Annotated in this window: 13 protein-coding genes; 9 read left to right on the plus strand and 4 right to left on the minus strand. The window is 57.8% G+C overall.

Annotated features, from left to right (window positions below; all coding sequences use genetic code 11):
- Nucleotides 1-38: 38 nt before the first annotated feature.
- The gene (locus BLO80_RS14855; protein WP_092328655.1) at nt 39-1,520 is read right to left on the minus strand and encodes a leucine-rich repeat domain-containing protein; all 1,482 of its coding nucleotides are present in this window, start codon (nt 1,518-1,520) and stop codon (nt 39-41) included.
- 645 nt (nt 1,521-2,165) lie between these two features.
- Here BLO80_RS14855 and BLO80_RS14860 point away from each other — a divergent pair.
- The gene (locus BLO80_RS14860; RefSeq protein ID WP_092328657.1) at nt 2,166-2,438 is read left to right on the plus strand and encodes a hypothetical protein; all 273 of its coding nucleotides are present in this window, start codon (nt 2,166-2,168) and stop codon (nt 2,436-2,438) included.
- 391 nt (nt 2,439-2,829) lie between these two features.
- On the plus strand, nt 2,830-3,984 hold the full coding sequence (locus tag BLO80_RS14865; protein WP_092328660.1) for an AAA family ATPase: 1,155 nt from the start codon (nt 2,830-2,832) through the stop codon (nt 3,982-3,984).
- A 1,045-nt stretch (nt 3,985-5,029) separates the two neighbouring features.
- On the opposite strand, the gene BLO80_RS14870 is transcribed toward BLO80_RS14865, so the two are convergent.
- The 3 genes from BLO80_RS14870 to BLO80_RS14880 all read right to left on the minus strand — a co-directional run bounded on the left by BLO80_RS14870 (nt 5,030) and on the right by BLO80_RS14880 (nt 7,364).
- The gene (locus BLO80_RS14870) at nt 5,030-5,305 is read right to left on the minus strand and encodes a hypothetical protein (protein WP_175459503.1); all 276 of its coding nucleotides are present in this window, start codon (nt 5,303-5,305) and stop codon (nt 5,030-5,032) included.
- A 307-nt stretch (nt 5,306-5,612) separates the two neighbouring features.
- Nucleotides 5,613-6,512: a proline iminopeptidase-family hydrolase gene (locus BLO80_RS14875; RefSeq protein ID WP_092328663.1), complete on the minus strand. Its 900-nt coding sequence runs from the start codon at nt 6,510-6,512 to the stop codon at nt 5,613-5,615.
- Nucleotides 6,513-6,602: 90 nt separating this feature from the next.
- Nucleotides 6,603-7,364, minus strand: coding sequence for a LuxR family transcriptional regulator (locus BLO80_RS14880; protein WP_092328665.1), 762 nt, complete (start codon nt 7,362-7,364; stop codon nt 6,603-6,605).
- Between the two features lie 165 nt (nt 7,365-7,529).
- Here BLO80_RS14880 and BLO80_RS14885 point away from each other — a divergent pair, with 165 nt between their 5' ends.
- The 7 genes from BLO80_RS14885 (at nt 7,530) to katG (ending at nt 16,543) form a co-directional block, all read left to right on the plus strand.
- Nucleotides 7,530-8,417 (plus strand): proline iminopeptidase-family hydrolase, encoded by an 888-nt coding sequence (locus BLO80_RS14885; protein ID WP_092202037.1) that lies wholly within the window; start codon nt 7,530-7,532, stop codon nt 8,415-8,417.
- A gap of 3 nt (nt 8,418-8,420) precedes the next feature.
- Nucleotides 8,421-9,368, plus strand: coding sequence for an ABC transporter permease (locus BLO80_RS14890; RefSeq protein WP_060739260.1), 948 nt, complete (start codon nt 8,421-8,423; stop codon nt 9,366-9,368).
- The gene (locus BLO80_RS14895; protein ID WP_092328668.1) at nt 9,365-10,222 is read left to right on the plus strand and encodes an ABC transporter permease; all 858 of its coding nucleotides are present in this window, start codon (nt 9,365-9,367) and stop codon (nt 10,220-10,222) included. The genes BLO80_RS14890 and BLO80_RS14895 overlap by 4 nt, the downstream gene beginning before the upstream one ends.
- On the plus strand, nt 10,219-11,205 hold the full coding sequence (locus tag BLO80_RS14900; RefSeq protein ID WP_092328670.1) for an ABC transporter ATP-binding protein: 987 nt from the start codon (nt 10,219-10,221) through the stop codon (nt 11,203-11,205). Before BLO80_RS14895 ends, BLO80_RS14900 begins: the two co-directional genes overlap by 4 nt.
- Nucleotides 11,202-12,173 carry an ABC transporter ATP-binding protein gene (locus BLO80_RS14905; protein ID WP_092328673.1) on the plus strand — a complete coding sequence of 324 codons (972 nt, stop codon included), beginning with the start codon at nt 11,202-11,204 and terminating at the stop codon, nt 12,171-12,173. Before BLO80_RS14900 ends, BLO80_RS14905 begins: the two co-directional genes overlap by 4 nt.
- 27 nt (nt 12,174-12,200) lie before the next feature.
- Nucleotides 12,201-13,715, plus strand: a complete 1,515-nt coding sequence (locus tag BLO80_RS14910; RefSeq protein ID WP_092328675.1) for an ABC transporter substrate-binding protein — start codon at nt 12,201-12,203, stop codon at nt 13,713-13,715.
- Between the two features lie 563 nt (nt 13,716-14,278).
- A complete protein-coding gene (gene katG, locus BLO80_RS14920; protein WP_092328681.1) occupies nt 14,279-16,543 on the plus strand; it encodes a catalase/peroxidase HPI in 2,265 nt (754 codons plus the stop codon).
- The last annotated feature ends 151 nt before the right edge of the window (nt 16,544-16,694 follow it).

Genomic DNA, 16,694 nt, shown 5'->3' on the forward strand with positions numbered 1-16,694 from the left:
CCCAGGTTTGAATCTACAGAGCAAGACTGCGGCGAGCATCAAATACCCGGGCCGCTGACGCGAGCCGGCAACCTGGCCAACCGATCCCAACCCTCGGCACTGATCCCGGAACAGTTCAGCAACCACAGTGTGTGCAACGGCAATTGCTCCAACACCGGCACTGCGGCTGAGGTAATCCGCGATTCCCCGGGATCTGCCGAGATCGTCAGATCACTCAACGGCAGCCGAGCAAGGTGGGCCACTCCGGCGTCGGTGAGCCAAGGGCTGTCATACAAACCCAGGCGCCGCAGCGGCAGATCGCACAAGCAGGCCAGGTCGGCATCGCGCAGATCCAGACCGCTTATTTCAAGTTGCTCCAACGGCAAACCCAACTCGACAAGCTTGCGCAGAACCTTCCCATCCACGCCGCGACAAAAGCTGAGATTCAGCCGCTTCAGTGGCAGGCCGGCGAGTTGTTTCAGTTCCTTCCAAGTGAGGTCGTTCAATGACAGGTCCAGGGACTCCAACGCCAAACCACGCAGATCGCTCAACGTATCTGCATCGATGCCTTGCACATCGGAAAGCCCCAGGCGCTTGAGTGGAAACCTGTGCAGCACATCGAGCCGCTCGATCACTTGTTGTGAAGATTTGAGATTCAGGTCGGCGAGTGGCATACCTTCCAATATCTCAAGGTCGTCCTCGCCAACATACGAAGACTGGAGCGAAAGCCGTTCGATGGGCAGGTCCCAGATAGCGTGGAGCATGGCATCCGTTGCGTAACATTGATCCAGGCTCAGGGAGCGCAATGCGCTCAGGCCGGAGAGCCATGCAGGGTCCTCCAGAATTGCACCGTTCCAACCGAGGGACAGTTGCTCAAGGGGGTGACTGCCTAAGTGCGCCATCCCACGGGACGTCAGCTCGCCGACGCGTTCCAACGTGAGTGATCGCAACCTGAGGTTTGACAGCCCGAGAAGGCCATCGTCGGTGACGTCATCGCAACGGTTCAGCGACAGTTCTTGCAGCGAGCTATTGCCGAGTTGCTTGAAGAATTTGTCGTCGAAGTCTTCGCCATAGGTGCTTAACGTCAGCCGGCGCAGCCGTTCGAGGGAAGGCAGGCTGGTGGCGTTATCGTCTCGGGAGAATCCGCTGATTTCCAGGTTCTCGAGAGCGAGGCCTGGCAAGCGTTGCCATACACTTGGATCGCAGCTGAAACGTGGGCTGTTGAGCACCAACGTGCGCAAGGGCAGCCCAGCCAGGGCGTCGCACCAGGCCAGCTCGGCGTTATCCAACTCTAGATGATCGACCGGCAAGTTACGAAGCTGCGCCAGCAACGGCCCGGGGCGGTTGGTATGTGCCGTGGTGTTCAACTGAGCAATCACGACGTTAGCGGCCGGATCGCACAGGCCTGCGGCGAGGCGTACGCCGTCCAATGAAACCTCGGCGGTGTCGAGCAGATCGCGGTAAAGCGCGGCACGTGTGGTGATGTCATCGGGGTGGGTGGTGAGTTGGGTGGTCAGCGCGTTGCGGGTGGGGTTGTGCACGGTTTACTAGTCCGAAGTGGGCGAGCGCTGGGCCGGCTGCGAAAGAGAAAAGTGGCCATAAGGGAAGCACAAAAAAGAGCCTTGCTGAAGAGGATATTGAGACGGAAAACGAGGTACCCGGGCCTTGTTCCGAATTACAGATTTCTAGCAGAAGATCAACGACGGCGCCCCTCAGGACAACTCACCCACCTAAAGGCTGTACAAATCCCCTGTGGCGAGGGAGCTTGCTCCCGCTGGGCTGCGCAGCAGCCCCCCTCTATGAACGCTCCGCCCCCAAACGGAAGCAAACACCTCGCCGCCGCCAGCAGCCCAACCCCACGTAACGAATACCACCACAGACAGGCTAAACGTCCTACATCAAGCTCGGAAAGCGGCGTCTTGTAGCACCCGGACAATGCGGCCTATATTCCGTCGTCGTCCTAATGGCGACTCGGGTTTGGCGACCCGGCAACGAGGTGCGAGAGCGATTGCTTGTTTGCAGGCGCTCCCGCATCCGCGATACTGCCGCCGCAATGGCAGTTGTGCGCGGGAGATCTCCGGGTCTGCCGGTGCCTCGTTCCGGTTCGCCAACCTGCGTACAGCTGCCACCTTTTCGTTTGGCGACGAACAGTGGGTAGCTCTTACTTACTAACGAGGCCACAACTTATGAATAGATACATGCCCATCACCGGCATCGACTGCATCCCCGCCACCCTGCTCATCGACACCGAAGCCCCGCTCGACGTCCTCTTCGAAACCGCCGACTACCGCATCCGCACCGTGACCCAACTGCTGGAAAACATCGCGTTTCGCTCGGAAATCAGCTCCGACACGCTGGTGCTCTCCGACCTTTGCAAAATGCTGACGATATCGTTGCGCGATGGGTGTGACGTGATGGATGTTATTGGGAGGCGGTTGCGGGCGCAGGCGGCTGAGTAAATGAAAACGGGCGACCTTTCGGGTCGCCCGTTTCGTTCAAATGCTTTATCAGCACACGCACTTACTGACTATTTCACTAGTAGCTAGGGCAAAAACCTACACCGGTATCAGCATGCACATGGAACAGATTACCTCCCTTCAAAAATGAGAATCTGCTCGGGGACCGATCAATCTGAGCGAAGCGCTCTCATCATCAAGCCAGGTTACGATTTTTCTCCAGAATCTCCGCATTATCCTTTGAGTTCTTGTTGCTTTTCCCTTTAATATTCAGGGGCACAACCCCCTATTATTGCCAATCCACCTTACCAACATCGAGCGCGATTTTCAGCAACCTCAAGATCTCTAGGAATTTAGCGCTGTAGCCGACCTTGTTCAACCTGAGACTGACTCAATGATCGTCACCCACCTAATACTGAAAAATTGGCGTAACTTCCGAAATGTGGATATCCCGCTGCGCGAACGTACTTATCTGCTAGGCGCAAATGCTGCGGGAAAATCAAATCTCCTTGATGTCTTCAGGTTTTTACGAGACATATGTAAACCTCAAGGCGGCGGACTGCAAAAAGCTATCCATGACAGGGGCGGAGTTCAGAAACTTAGATGCCTACACGCTCGGCGCGACCCAGAAGTCCGGATTGAAATTCATTTATCCGATAACGCAGATGATGCCGAGCCGCTCTGGCGATACATTCTAGGATTCAAACCCGAAGGTAAGGGAGCACAGCGCACACTCATCTCCATAGAACAAGTATGGCAAAAGGAAAAACTAGTCTTAGATCGACCGAACAAAGGCGACATTGAGGACACCATGCGCCTAACTCAAACAGCACTAGAGCAAATTCAAGTTAACGCAAAGTTTCGCGAGCTAGCGATTTTTTTCGGCGAAACAACCTACCTTCACTTGGTCCCACAACTATTAAAATATGCAGAGCAACTTGGAGGACAGCGATTAGAGGATGATCCATTCGGACAGGGTTTTCTTGAACGTATAGCATTAACACCAGCCAAAACAAGAGATGCCAGACTCAAAAAAATTGAATCCGCTTTAACTATAGCTGTACCTCAGTTTAAAGAGTTGCGATTTGCTCCAGACAAAATAAAGGGACACCCTCACTTAGAAGCGCGTTATAGCCACTATCGCCCTAATGCTGGCTGGCAGCGAGAAGAGCAATTTTCTGACGGAACACTACGGCTTCTTGGACTACTTTGGGTTCTGCTTGAGGGAGACTCACTTTTACTCCTCGAAGAACCGGAGCTGTCTTTGAACGATTCGATAGTGAGAGAAATACCCCGACTCCTACAACGCGCACTACGCGGAAAGAAGCAACGTCAAGTTCTCATAAGCACTCACAGCGAAGCACTTCTGAGTAATCCAGGCATTGACGGCAGAGGGGTGTTATTACTGGAGCCAGAGTTAGAGGGAACAAGAGTCAGAGGCATTGATGACAAAGAGTCCTTTGCACTCGAAAGCGGACTATCAGTTGCCGAGGTTGTGCTTCCTAAAACACATCCAAATTTAAGTGAACAGATGAGCCTGTGGCGATGAGTTGGATTTTCCTCGCGACCGAGGATGAGCTAAGTGAAAGAGTAGGCATCCGATTAGCTGCAGAGGCTGGCTTAGAGGTAGGTCAATGCTTGAGGCGAAATGGCTTCGGCTATCTCAAAAGTAGAGTTGGGAACTTTTGCCAAATGGCAAAACAAGCACCAGTTTTCTTGATTACTGATTTAGACCAAAAAAATGCGCAAATGCCCTTATAACTGAGTGGTCAGGAAAGTTTCACAGACCTGAAAATTTCTTGTTCCGGGTCGCCGTTCGAGAGGTTGAATCTTGGCTGCTTGCAGATGAAGTTGGGATTCAGCACCTTCTAGGTAGAAAAAGCCCAGTACCTAGTAGGCCTGACGAGCTCTTCGATCCGAAGAAAACATTACTTTCACTAGCCCAACATGCTCCGAAAGCAATCAGAGATGAACTCGTCGCACAGCGGGGAGCCGTGGCAGGTCAGGGGATTGGCTACAATGCCTTACTTGGTGAATGGGTGAATGACATGTGGCAACCTCAAAGAGCTGCAGAGCGCTCCCCGAGTTTATCTAGAACTCTAATCCGCCTTCGTGAACTTTCTAACCGAATAAATAACTGATTGTGTGACGATGCGGACAGCAACAAAGGGGCAAATTGATTCGATCAGCAAGGGCCGAGATCAGGAAGAACGGACACTTGAAGAAGGCTAAGCAAGCGCCATTCAAATTCCTCCCTTTTTCGCTAAAATCAGTCCCCCCTTACCTCCGCCTTATTAAACAAAACAACACTTTGGAGAAAACGAATATAACCCACAGAACAAAAAACAGCCCCACGATTATTTGCATCAACTAAAAACCCCAGCACTTTATCTGTTGCTCAGCCTAGAGTAACACTTCACACAAGTGTTGCTTTCCATAGGCGGGCCATTTTCCGAAAACTCCATGCGTAGAGCGTGTGTTTCAAAATCGTACTTTAGCCATGGCTGTACATAGCCGATTAGCATATCAACCCTACCTAGGGCCTCTTTGCTAGGTGGGCCTAGCTTTGCAATAACATCTTGAACACGCCATGCTTAAGCTTTACGACCAAGAACATCTGCCTTGTATGCCGAATACCCTTCGTGGCGCTGCACGAAAAAATGAATTTGGTTTAATTTCCCCCGAACGAAATCCCAGCTCCAAGCCGGGCTTAATAAACTTATAAAACCTTGTCTTCCCTTCGGGATCATTATAGCTATCCGGGTCTCTGAAATAGCTGGCGGCTCTCCTACCTTCTGGTACAGCTCCGTCACCATTGGCCCTCCTTCATCTTGGCCAAGAGCTCGAACAAAATCCGACCACGTATTCATTATTTAATACCCCCCTGTGAACAGGCACAGCAAAGCCAGGCACGACCTCGCCCACAGGGCGGGTGAGAACATGTTCGATCCCTCGATACAGAAATGACAGCAAGCTCGTGAGCGGACGAAGAGCCGAATGCCGGCTTACCCCCCATGAAACACTCACGTTGCTGATGCGCAAAACCACGCGCACACCAGACCCTGCATATCGCTTTCGGTTCAAGAGAGCGGGAATTTTCCATCCAAAAAAGAGACGCGTCTCACAGGACGCGTCGAAAAACACAACACAAAACGACTGCTCGGATTGCGCAGACGCCTACAGACGCTCATCCAGGAAACTCACCACGGTTCCCATGCAAGCCATCCGTTCCTCGATATGGGGCATATGGCTGGAGTGTTCGAACAACGCCCAGCGAATGTCGGGAACATGATCCACATAGGGTTTGACCACCAACGGCGTCGCTTCATCGTATCGGCCTGAAATCAGCAGGGTCGGCACGCTGATCCGAGGCAAGCGATCGGTGATGGACCAGTCCTTCATGCTGCCGATCACATGGAATTCGGTGGGGCCATTCATGGCGTGATAAACGGTAGGATCGGCATCGATCTGGGCAAAGGTCCGGGCGACTTCATCGGGCCAGGGCGTGACACGGCAGACATGACGGTCGTAGAAAACCCGAGCGGCCTCAAAATACTCGGTAGACGTCAAGGTTCCGGCCCGCTCGTGCTTGAGCAGCGTTTGCTGCACCTCAAGGGGTAGAAGCTGGCGCAAGCGATTGACTTCAAGGAGCCACGTGGACATGTCCGCCGGGGAGTTGGCGATAATCAACGCGCGCAAGCCCGCAGGCTGGAGCACCGCATGTTCGCTGGCCAGCATGCCGCCCCAGGATTGCCCCAGCAGTGCGTAATGGTCGCGAATGCCCAGGTGATCCAGCAGGTTCTCCAACTCATCGAGAAAGAGCGCCACGTTCCAGAACGAGGGGTCTTTTTCCGGAAGATGGGTGGAACGCCCATTGCCCAGTTGGTCGTAATGAATCACCGGATAGCCACTGTTGGCAACATCCTTGAAGGCATCGACATAATCGTGTGTACAGCCCGGGCCGCCATGCAGGATCAGCAGCGGCGTACGGCCACTGCTGAAATCGCCCGTGATGCGATACCAGGTCTGATACGGACCAAAAGGCGCAAAGCCTTCGTGCGTTACGGGAACATCCATTTCGTGCCACTCCCTAGAAATCCTGCGGAACACGATACCGGGGACTGGACGGCGGAATAACTAGAGAAACAGATAGGTTTTTACCCGATTTCAGCTATCGAGCAACCGATAGTGCACCGCCCTGACCACGGCCTGGACTCGATTCCTGGCGCCAAGCTTGTGCATTGCAGAAGTCAGGTGGAGGGTGATGGTGGCCAAGGAACGATTCAGTTGCCGGGCGATGTCCGCCGCCGTCAACCCTTCAGCGGCTAATCTCAAGCACTCACGCTCGCGCTTGGTCAGGCGAACCGGGCATGCGCGGGCCTCCTTGCCGAGCAGCGGAAAAGCCGCCTCTTGCAAGGCATGGGAAATCAGGCTGAAGTCGCCCAGCGTTTGCCGGACATCCTGCAGGATGCTCCCCTTCGTATCGGTGCGCAGCCCGGTCAATGTCGCAAAGCCACCTTTGGGCAAATGCATCGGCACCGTCACGCCACAGGTCATGCGCGAATCCCGCAGGTAGCTCACGACCGGTGCATGACTCTGGCCGATGAACGACTGCAGCACCGTGTCGGCCTCCGGTCGATAGGACCAGACAAAAGGAGATATGGCATTGATTGCCAGATGCTGGACGGGGTCGATCTGGTAATAACCTGCTTCACACCAGAGCGAATGCCAATCATGGGGGGTATTGCGCAACTTCAGCACAGTCGGGGTGATCAGTGCCCCATCATGATCCAGCGGCACCGGACTGTAGTCGTACACCAAGGCTTCAAAGCCTAGCGCCTGGACCATCCCCAGGGTGTTATCCAGCTGTTCGTCCAGGCTCCTGCCAGACAAAAGACGGGTATTGAAGTCAGACAGCTTGGCCTGCATCCATTCAGCTCCCTTATTAATTTCAATCCTGAAATCGTGCAAGTAGAATGCCACGCCTGAGCGAGGGAATGCCAGGGATCAAACCTATAAGAATTGCTAGCTTATGGGCGCGTAGCTTCCTCGGTAAGGTTTAGCCAACGGGCGCACCTGAGCAGGAGAGCAATGATGTGGCGTGAGATCGAGCCAGACCAGCGGTACGACGTGGAAGTCGATGGTCATCGTCTGGTGGCCTATGGCTTTGGCGACGGCGACGACGTGCTGTTGTGCCTCAATGGCGGCCCGGGATTGCCTTGCGATTATCTGCGTGACAGCCATGGCTGGCTCAAGGAAAAGGGCTTGCGGGTCATCGCTTTCGATCAGTTGGGTACCGGCGCCTCGGCCAGGCCTACTGACGAATCCCTGTGGGACATCACCCGCTATGTGGCGGAGGTAGAGACCGTCCGCCAAGCCCTCGACCTGGGCAAGGTGCACCTGCTGGGGCACTCCTGGGGTGGCTGGCTGGCGATCGAGTACGCCATTCATCACCCTCAATCGCTGAAAACCCTGATCCTGGAAAATACCGCCGGCGATATTCCTCATCTGTCCCTGGAGCTGGAGCGTCTACGGGCTGCCCTGGGCAGTGAGACCGTCGCGATGATGCAGCGCCACGAAGCCTTGGGCACCCTGGATCATCCGCAATACCAGGCGGCCATCACCCTGCTCAACTATCGTCATGTCTGCCGCCTGGACGAGTGGCCAGCACCGGTGACACGTTCCCTGGGCGACTGGAACATGGGGCCTTACATGACCATGCAGGGCCCCAACGAATTTCTCTATACCGGCAATCTCAAGGACTGGAATCGCATCGAGCAGATGGCCGGCTTCGAAATGCCTGTGCTGATCACCACCGGTCAACATGATGAACTGACGCCAGCCTGTGCGATGCGCATGAAAATGGCACTCAAGGATGTACAACTGAATGTGTTCCCCAACAGCAGCCACATGCCGTTCTACGAAGAGCCCCACGCCTACTTCCCGGTCCTGCTGGACTTTCTGCACCGCCATCGGAACTAGCCCATGAACCTGGCGCGCTACCGTTTCATACTGTCGCGCCCGCTACAGCTATTGCCGGTGCTGTTTGGCATCAGCATGATCACCTTCGTGCTCGTGCGCTCGATCCCCGGGGACCCCGCCAGGGCGCTGCTGGGCTCGCGCAGCACGCCGGAGGCGCTGATCAGGATTCGTGCCCAGTACGGTCTCGACCAGCCCTTGTGGATGCAGTACTTCTACTTTCTCAAGAACCTGCTCAAAGGCGATCTCGGCCAATCGCTGCTCTACAAAGTCGACGCCTTGCAGCTGATCAGTACCCGCATTGAGCCAACCCTGTTCCTGGTGCTCGGCAGCGTACTGCTGGCGCTGCTGATTGCCGTGCCGCTGGCCACGGTAGCGGCACGCAACAAGAGCGGTTGGCAGGATCATCTGATTCGCCTGTTCACCACGGCAGGGCTCGGCATGCCGGCGTTCTGGCTAGGCATCATGTTGATCCTGCTGCTCAGTGTGCAGTTGGGACTGTTCCCGGTCTCAGGCTATGGACGTACAGGGTGGGACAAACTGCATCACATGGTTTTGCCGTGCCTGACCATTGCCTTGGCACTCTCCGCCGTTCTGGTGCGCAACCTGCGCGCCAGCATGCTCATGGAGCTACAAGCCGATCATGCCACCGCCGCACGGGCCCGGGGCTTGTCCGAGCGGGCGATATTTCGTCGGCATGTGCTGCCCAACTCCCTGGTACCGGCGGTCAACCTGCTGGCGGTAAATATCGGCTGGTTGATCAGCGGCACGGTGGTCATCGAAAGTCTGTTTGCCATTCCCGGCATCGGTCAATTGCTGGTACGCGGCATCTTTACCCGCGACTACATGGTGGTCCAAGGCGTGGCCATGGTGCTGGCCCTCGCCACCGTCACGGTCAATTTCCTCGCCGATGTGCTGACCGTGATGATTGATCCGCGGGTGAACATGCGATGAGCGGCCAGACCCTCAGTCCCGCCTGGCGTCTTGCGCTGCGCTTCGGCTTGCGCAACGGTCGCCTGGCCACCGTGCTAGGCCTGGCGATTCTGTTTGGCTGGCTGTTGCTCGCACTCTTGGCACCCTGGGTCGCGCCCTTCGATCCGATTGCCCAGAACACCGATATTCGCCTGCTGGGGCCGAGCCTGGCCCATCCGTTCGGCACGGACAATTTCGGTCGCGACGTTCTTTCCCGAGTGATCTGGGGTGCGCGCATCGACTTGCAGATTTCCGTGATCGGAGTGGTGTTCCCGTTCTTGATCGGCACTTGCGTCGGCGCCTTGGCCGGCTATATCGGTGGCCGGTTCGACACGATCTGCATGCGCCTGATCGATATTATCCTGGCCTTCCCCTTCCTGGTGCTGATGTTGGCAATCATGGCCATCCTCGGCCCCGGCCTGAGCAGCTTTTATATTGCGATGGCCCTGGTGGGTTGGGTGTCCTATGCACGGCTGATCCGTTCGCAGATCCTGGTGCTCAAGCACAGCGATTTCGCCCTGGCGGCCAAAAGCCTGGGCTTCGGCCATGGACGCATTCTGTTTCGGCACCTGTTGCCCAATGCCATGTTCGGTTCGATCGTATTTTCCATGTCCGATGCGGTACTGGTACTGCTCAATGGGGCGGCGGTCAGCTATCTCGGCCTGGGGGTTCAGCCCCCCACCGCCGAGTGGGGCACGATGGTCGCCGAAGGCCAGAGTTTTATCACCAGCGCCTGGTGGATCTGCACCTTCCCGGGACTGGCGATCGTCACCTTGGCCATGGGCTTCAGTCTGCTGGCCGACGGTGTCGCCGAGCACCTCGGAGAACGCCCATGAGCACACCGGTGCTGCACGTCGAGGACCTCAGCGTGATCGCCGGCCACGGTGAGGGCGAGGTCACGCTGGTGGATCGCGTGTCATTTGACTTGGCCGAAGGCGAAATCCTCGGTCTGGTGGGTGAAAGCGGCTCAGGCAAGACGATGGCCTGCCGGGCCTTGATGCGTTTGCTGCCCTCTGCAAACCTGCGGGTCCAAGGCACGGCCGTGCGCCTTGCCGGCAAGGACCTGCTGACACTGGATGAAGCCGACATGCGGGGCATACGGGGTCGGCGGCTCGGGATGATTTTTCAGAATCCCGGCAGTCATCTTGACCCGTTGATGCGTATTGGCGAACAGATCGGCGAGGGCATACGCCTGCATCAGGGGGCGTCCAAACGTGAAGCACGGGCGAAGGCCATTGATGTGTTACGCCAGGTGGGCATTCCCGATCCGCTAACGCGGGTCGACAGTTATCCCCATGAGTTTTCCGGTGGCATGCGTCAACGCGCCATGATCGCCGTGGCATTGGGTTGCAACCCCCAGGTGCTGATCGCCGATGAGCCGACCACCGCCCTGGATGTCACGGTACAGGCACAGATCCTGCGCCTGCTCCTGGATTTGCGCGACCAACGTGGGCTGTCAATCATCATGATCACCCACGACCTGGGGATCGTCGCCCAGACCTGTGATTCCATCGCGGTGATGTACGCCGGTCGGCTCTGCGAGCACGGCAACAAGCTTGATCTGCTGGCTCACCCACGACATCCCTATACGGCGGCCCTGATCGACTGCCAACCGGCTACCAGCGCCGGCCATGCCATGCTCAAAACCATCGCCGGCCAGCCTCCTCTGCTGAATGCGCTGCCCACGGGTTGCCGCTTCAATCCTCGCTGCCTTCAACAGGGCAACCAGTGCACGCGGCTGTTGCCACAGATGCAAGTCACGACAGAGGCACACCGGGTGGCCTGCCATTACCCGCTGCCTGTGGGAGCTTCGTCATGAGCCTGTTGCACGTGAAAGATCTGCAGGTGCGCTTCGCCGCCCCAGGCAGTGGTCCGTTCGGAATCAACAGGCAATGGGTGAAAGCCGTCAACGGCGTGTCGCTGAGTCTGGCCACCGGGGAGGTGCTTGGGTTGGTGGGGGAGTCGGGCAGCGGCAAGAGCACCCTGGGTCGGGCCATCTTGCGCCTCACTGAGGTCAGCGCCGGACAAATCCTGTTCGATGGCGTGGATATGGCCCGAGGCAAGCGGATCGACATCGAGCGACTGCGCCACGAAACCGCGATGATTTTTCAGGATCCCTATACCGCCCTCAATCCACGGATGAGCATTGGCGACACCCTGGCTGAAGTGCTGCGAGTGCGCTGTGCGACTCCTGCCTCGCTGATTCGCCAGCGGGTCGATGAACTGCTGAACCTGGTCGGCCTGCGACCGGAGCTGGCCCACCGCAAACCGGGTTCGTTGAGTGGCGGTCAATGCCAACGTGTAGGGATCGCCCGGGCACTGGCCATCGAGCCACGGTTGATCATCGCCGATGAATGCGTGGCCGCGCTGGACGTTTCCATCCAGGGACAGATCATCAACCTGCTGCTGGAGCTGCGACAGCGCATGAACCTGGCGATAGTGTTCATCGCTCACGACCTGGCGATCGTTCGGCGGCTCTGTGATCGGGTCGCCGTAATGTACCTCGGCGAGATCGTCGAGCAAGGCCCCACGGAGGCCGTGTTCAGCAGCCCGCGGCATCCTTATACCGTCGCGCTGATCCAGTCCATTCCCCACATCGACCCGACTCGACCGTTGCTGAGCGAACCCCTGCCTGGCGAGCCCCCCAGCCCCCTGAACCTTCCATCCGGCTGCGTTTTTCACCCGCGCTGCCGGTATGCACAACCCATCTGCGCGAAAACGCCGCCCCCCAGCCATGACATCAATGGACATCGTTATAGCTGCGTGCTCGGAGAGCCATTGCTCTAAAAACATTCACCAATAGGGAGTTTGACCATGCGATCGAAACATTTGAAGTTGCTGACCGCCGCGACGTTGACCGCTTGCACACTGGCGGCCGGTGTCGCCCAGGCAGCAGGCGTGCTGACCATCGGTTGCCGTGAAGAAAGTACGACGTTCGACCCGATCAAAAGCGCGCAGAACCGTGATAACTGGGTGTTCTCCAATGTCTACGACGTATTGGTGCGCGTCGACAACACCGGCACCAAGCTGGTACCGGGGTTGGCCGAAAGCTGGCAGGTTTCCGACGATGGCAGGACCTATACCTTCAAACTGCGCTCGGCCAAGTTCTCCGACGGCTCAGCGATTACCGCCAGCGATGCAGCGTTCAGTCTGTTGCGCATCCGCGACAACAAAGGGTCACTGTGGAGCGACTCCTACAAGATTATCGACAAGGCCCAGGCAACCGACCCGCAGACACTGGTGGTGACACTCACGAGCCCTTCAGTGCCCTTCCTCGCGCAACTGGCGTTGCCCAACGTCTCCATCCTGTCGCAAAAGGCCATGGAGAAAATGGGTGAGGAAGCCTATGCCCAGGACCCCGTCGCTTCTGGCGCCTTTATCGTCAAGGAGTGGCTACGCGGTGATCGCGTGGTGCTGGAGAAGAACCCCAACTTCTGGCAGGCCGACAAGGTGAGCCTGGATGGCGTGGAATGGATCTCCATCCCGGATGACAATACGCGGATGTTGAAGGTACAGGCCGGCGAACTGGATTCGGCGATCTTCGTGCCCTTCTCGCGCGTCGAAACCCTGAAGAAAGATCCCAACCTGGTCGTACACATGGATCCCTCCACCCGTGAGGATCATCTGCTGATCAACCATGAGCACGGACTGCTGGGCAAGCCTGAAGTACGTCAGGCCCTGGACTTTGCGATCAACAAAAAATCCCTGGTCGATACCGTGACGTTCGGCCATGGCCAGGTGGCGTACTCCTACATTCCTAAAGGAGCGCTTTATCACAATGCCGATAATCTGCAGCGCCCGTACGACCCGGAGAAAGCCAAAAAAATGCTGGCAGATGCAGGCGCTTCAGGCCTGAAGCTCAACTATGTGGTCAATGCGGGCAATGAAGCCGACGAGCAGATCGCCGTGCTGGTCCAGCAACAGCTCGCAGCAGTCGGCGTGACAGCCACCTTGCAGAAAGTCGACCCAACCCAGAGTTGGCAGATGCTGATCGACGGCGACTACGATCTGTCCGTGATGTACTGGACCAACGACATCCTCGACCCGGACCAGAAGACCACCTTCGTGCTGGGACATGACACCAACATGAATTACATGACCCGCTACAAGAACGACAAGGTCAAGGATCTGGTCGCGGCCGCGCGAGTAGAAGTGGACCCGACCAAGCGCAAGCAGATGTATACCGACCTTCAGGCAATCGCCAAGCAGGACGTCAACTGGATCGATCTCTACTACAGCCCGTACATCAATATTTCACGCAAGAACATCGAGCACTTCCAACAAAACCCACTGGGACGCTTCTCTCTTGAGGAAACAGTGAAGCGCTAGCGAGTAGTGGCCTTCATCCGAGTCGGATGGGGCCAGTGGCAACGCCTTGATCATGAATCGAGGCTTGCCGCGCAGGTCGAACAGAGGCCCCGCGCAGGCTTCGACCTTGGCACGCACGCTGATGCGTCTTATCGGTTGACCGTTCCACCAGAAGGCCAGGGCATGACCCGCTTCGTGGAAGGCCGTGCTGCGCGGGCATTTGTTCATGATGGGGCCCGTCACGGCAGGCGCCGCTCATATCTGCCTCACCCCCGGACGCCGATAAAAGATTGTCCCTATCGAGCGTTAATACTGCGCCTATTAGCTATCTGCCAGAGGGGAACTAGCCTGAATTCAGGCTGGTGTAATCCGGCCCGTGAAACCTGACAAGAGATAGGAAGCGTTCAGAAACGTACTGGGCTTGCCGTGGGCCATCGTATTGGCAATTAGACGTTGCCGCGTGGCAGAACATGATCAGTTGAGCGAACTGTGAGCCCTGCGCCCTGTGTCATTTATTTCGCCTGTCGCTATTCGAAGCCCGCCGGGCCGGATAGCTGGATGAATACGACCAAAGGTAGCTTCTCATGGCAAACGAATCGAAATGCCCATTCAATCACGCCGCTGGCGGTGGCACGACGAACCGCGACTGGTGGCCGAACCAACTGAATCTGAAGATCCTGCACCAGCACTCCTCGCTGTCCGACCCAATGGGCGAGGATTTCAACTATGCCGAAGCGTTCAAGCGCCTGGACTTCCAGGCCTTGAAACAAGACCTGAATGCGCTGATGACCGACTCGCAAGACTGGTGGCCAGCGGACTTCGGCCACTACGGACCGCTCTTTGTCCGCATGGCCTGGCACAGTGCAGGCACCTACCGCACCGGTGATGGACGCGGTGGGGCGGGTTCCGGCCAGCAGCGGTTTGCGCCGCTCAACAGCTGGCCCGACAACGTCAGCCTCGACAAGGCGCGTCGGCTGCTGTGGCCGATCAAGCAGAAGTATGGCCGCAACATCTCCTGGGCCGACCTGATCGTCCTCACCGGCAACGTCGCGCTGGAGTCCATGGGCTTCAAGACCTTCGGCTTTTCCGGTGGTCGTGCCGATGTCTGGGAGCCGGATGAAGACGTCTACTGGGGTTCCGAAAACAAATGGCTGGGGGGCGATGTTCGCTATGGCAAGCCCGACAAAGCCGCCATGCAGGATCCCGGCGAAGGCCAATTGGTGGCCGAACCTGGCAACGAAGAAAGCCGCACTGACGAAGGACGCAACCTGGAGAACCCGCTGGCCGCCGTGCAGATGGGGCTGATCTACGTCAACCCGGAAGGCCCCGAGGGCCAGCCGGACCCGGTCGCCGCCGGGCTGGATATTCGCGAAACCTTCGCCCGCATGGCGATGAACGACGAAGAAACCGTGGCACTGATTGCCGGCGGCCACGCCTTCGGCAAGACCCACGGCGCCGGGCCTGCGGACAATGTCGGCGCCGAGCCCGAGGCCGCTGGCCTGGAGCTGCAAGGCCTGGGCTGGAAGAGCACCTTCGGCACCGGCAAGGGGCCCGACACCATCACCAGTGGCCTGGAAGTCACCTGGACCACCACGCCCACCCGCTGGAGCAACAACTACCTGGAGAACCTGTTCGGCTTCGAATGGGAACTGACCAAGAGCCCGGCAGGCGCGCATCAATGGACGCCGAAGAACGGCGCGGGCGCGGGCATCATCCCCGATGCCCATGACCCGGCCAAACGGCGTAATCCAACGATGCTGACCACCGACCTGGCGCTGCGCTTCGACCCGATCTACGAAAAAATCTCCCGGCGCTTCCTGGAAAACCCGGAGCAGTTGTCCGACGCCTTTGCCCGCGCCTGGTTCAAGCTGATCCACCGTGACATGGGCCCGCTCTCACGCTACCTCGGCCCGGAACTGCCCAACGAAGAACTGTTGTGGCAAGACCCTATCCCGGCGGTCGACCATCCGCTGGTCAACGACAGCGACATCGCCGCCCTCAAAGCCAAGCTGCTGGGCTCGGGCCTCACGGTTTCACAGCTGGTGTCCACGGCGTGGGCCGCGGCCTCCACCTTCCGTGGTTCCGACAAACGCGGCGGTGCCAACGGTGGCCGCCTGCGCCTGGCCCCGCAGAAGGATTGGCCAGCCAACCAGCCAGAACAGCTGGCCCAAGTGCTGGCAACCCTGGAGAGGGTTCGGAGCGAGTTCAACGCCGCCCAAGCCGACGGCAAGAAAATCTCCCTGGCGGACCTGATCGTGCTGGCTGGCAGCGCCGGTATTGAACAGGCCGCGAACAATGCCGGGCTCAGCGTGACAGTACCTTTCACGCCAGGACGCATGGACGCGAGCCAGGAGCAGACGGACGTCGAGTCGTTCGGTTTTCTCGAGCCCATCGCCGATGGTTTTCGCAACTACCTCAAGGGCCGGTACCGCGTGTCCGCCGAGGCGCTGCTGATCGACAAGGCACAACTGCTGACCCTCACCGCCCCGCAAATGACGGCACTGATTGGCGGCCTGCGGGTACTGGATACCAATGTCGGCCACACTGCGCACGGTGTCTTTACCCAACGGCCTGGGACGTTGAGCAACGACTTTTTCGTCAACCTGCTCGACATGGGCGTGGAATGGAAAGCCCTTTCCGACACCCAGGAAACCTTCGAAGCTCGCGACCGCAAGACCGGCCAGGTCAAATGGACCGGCACTCGCGTTGACCTGGTCTTCGGCTCCAACGCGCAGCTGCGGGCCCTGGCCGAAGTCTATGCCAGCCCGGATGCCCAGGAGCAGTTCGTCAAGGACTTCATCGCGGCGTGGGTCAAGGTGATGAACCTGGATCGGTTCGATGTGCGGTGAGAAGGGGCCAAACCCATGAGGTCGTGCAAGAACGCGGCCTCATGAACTTTTCTTCACCCCACGCCTGCGTGGGATTGGGTAAAGTCCCCTCGCTCATTCAAGAAACTAAGGTTTTAGCCCGCGCTCCCAGCGGGCTTTTTTTTGCCTGGCG

The organism is Pseudomonas sp. NFACC56-3 (assembly GCF_900100025.1).
Classification (GTDB): Bacteria; Pseudomonadota; Gammaproteobacteria; order Pseudomonadales; family Pseudomonadaceae; genus Aquipseudomonas; species Aquipseudomonas fluorescens_AA.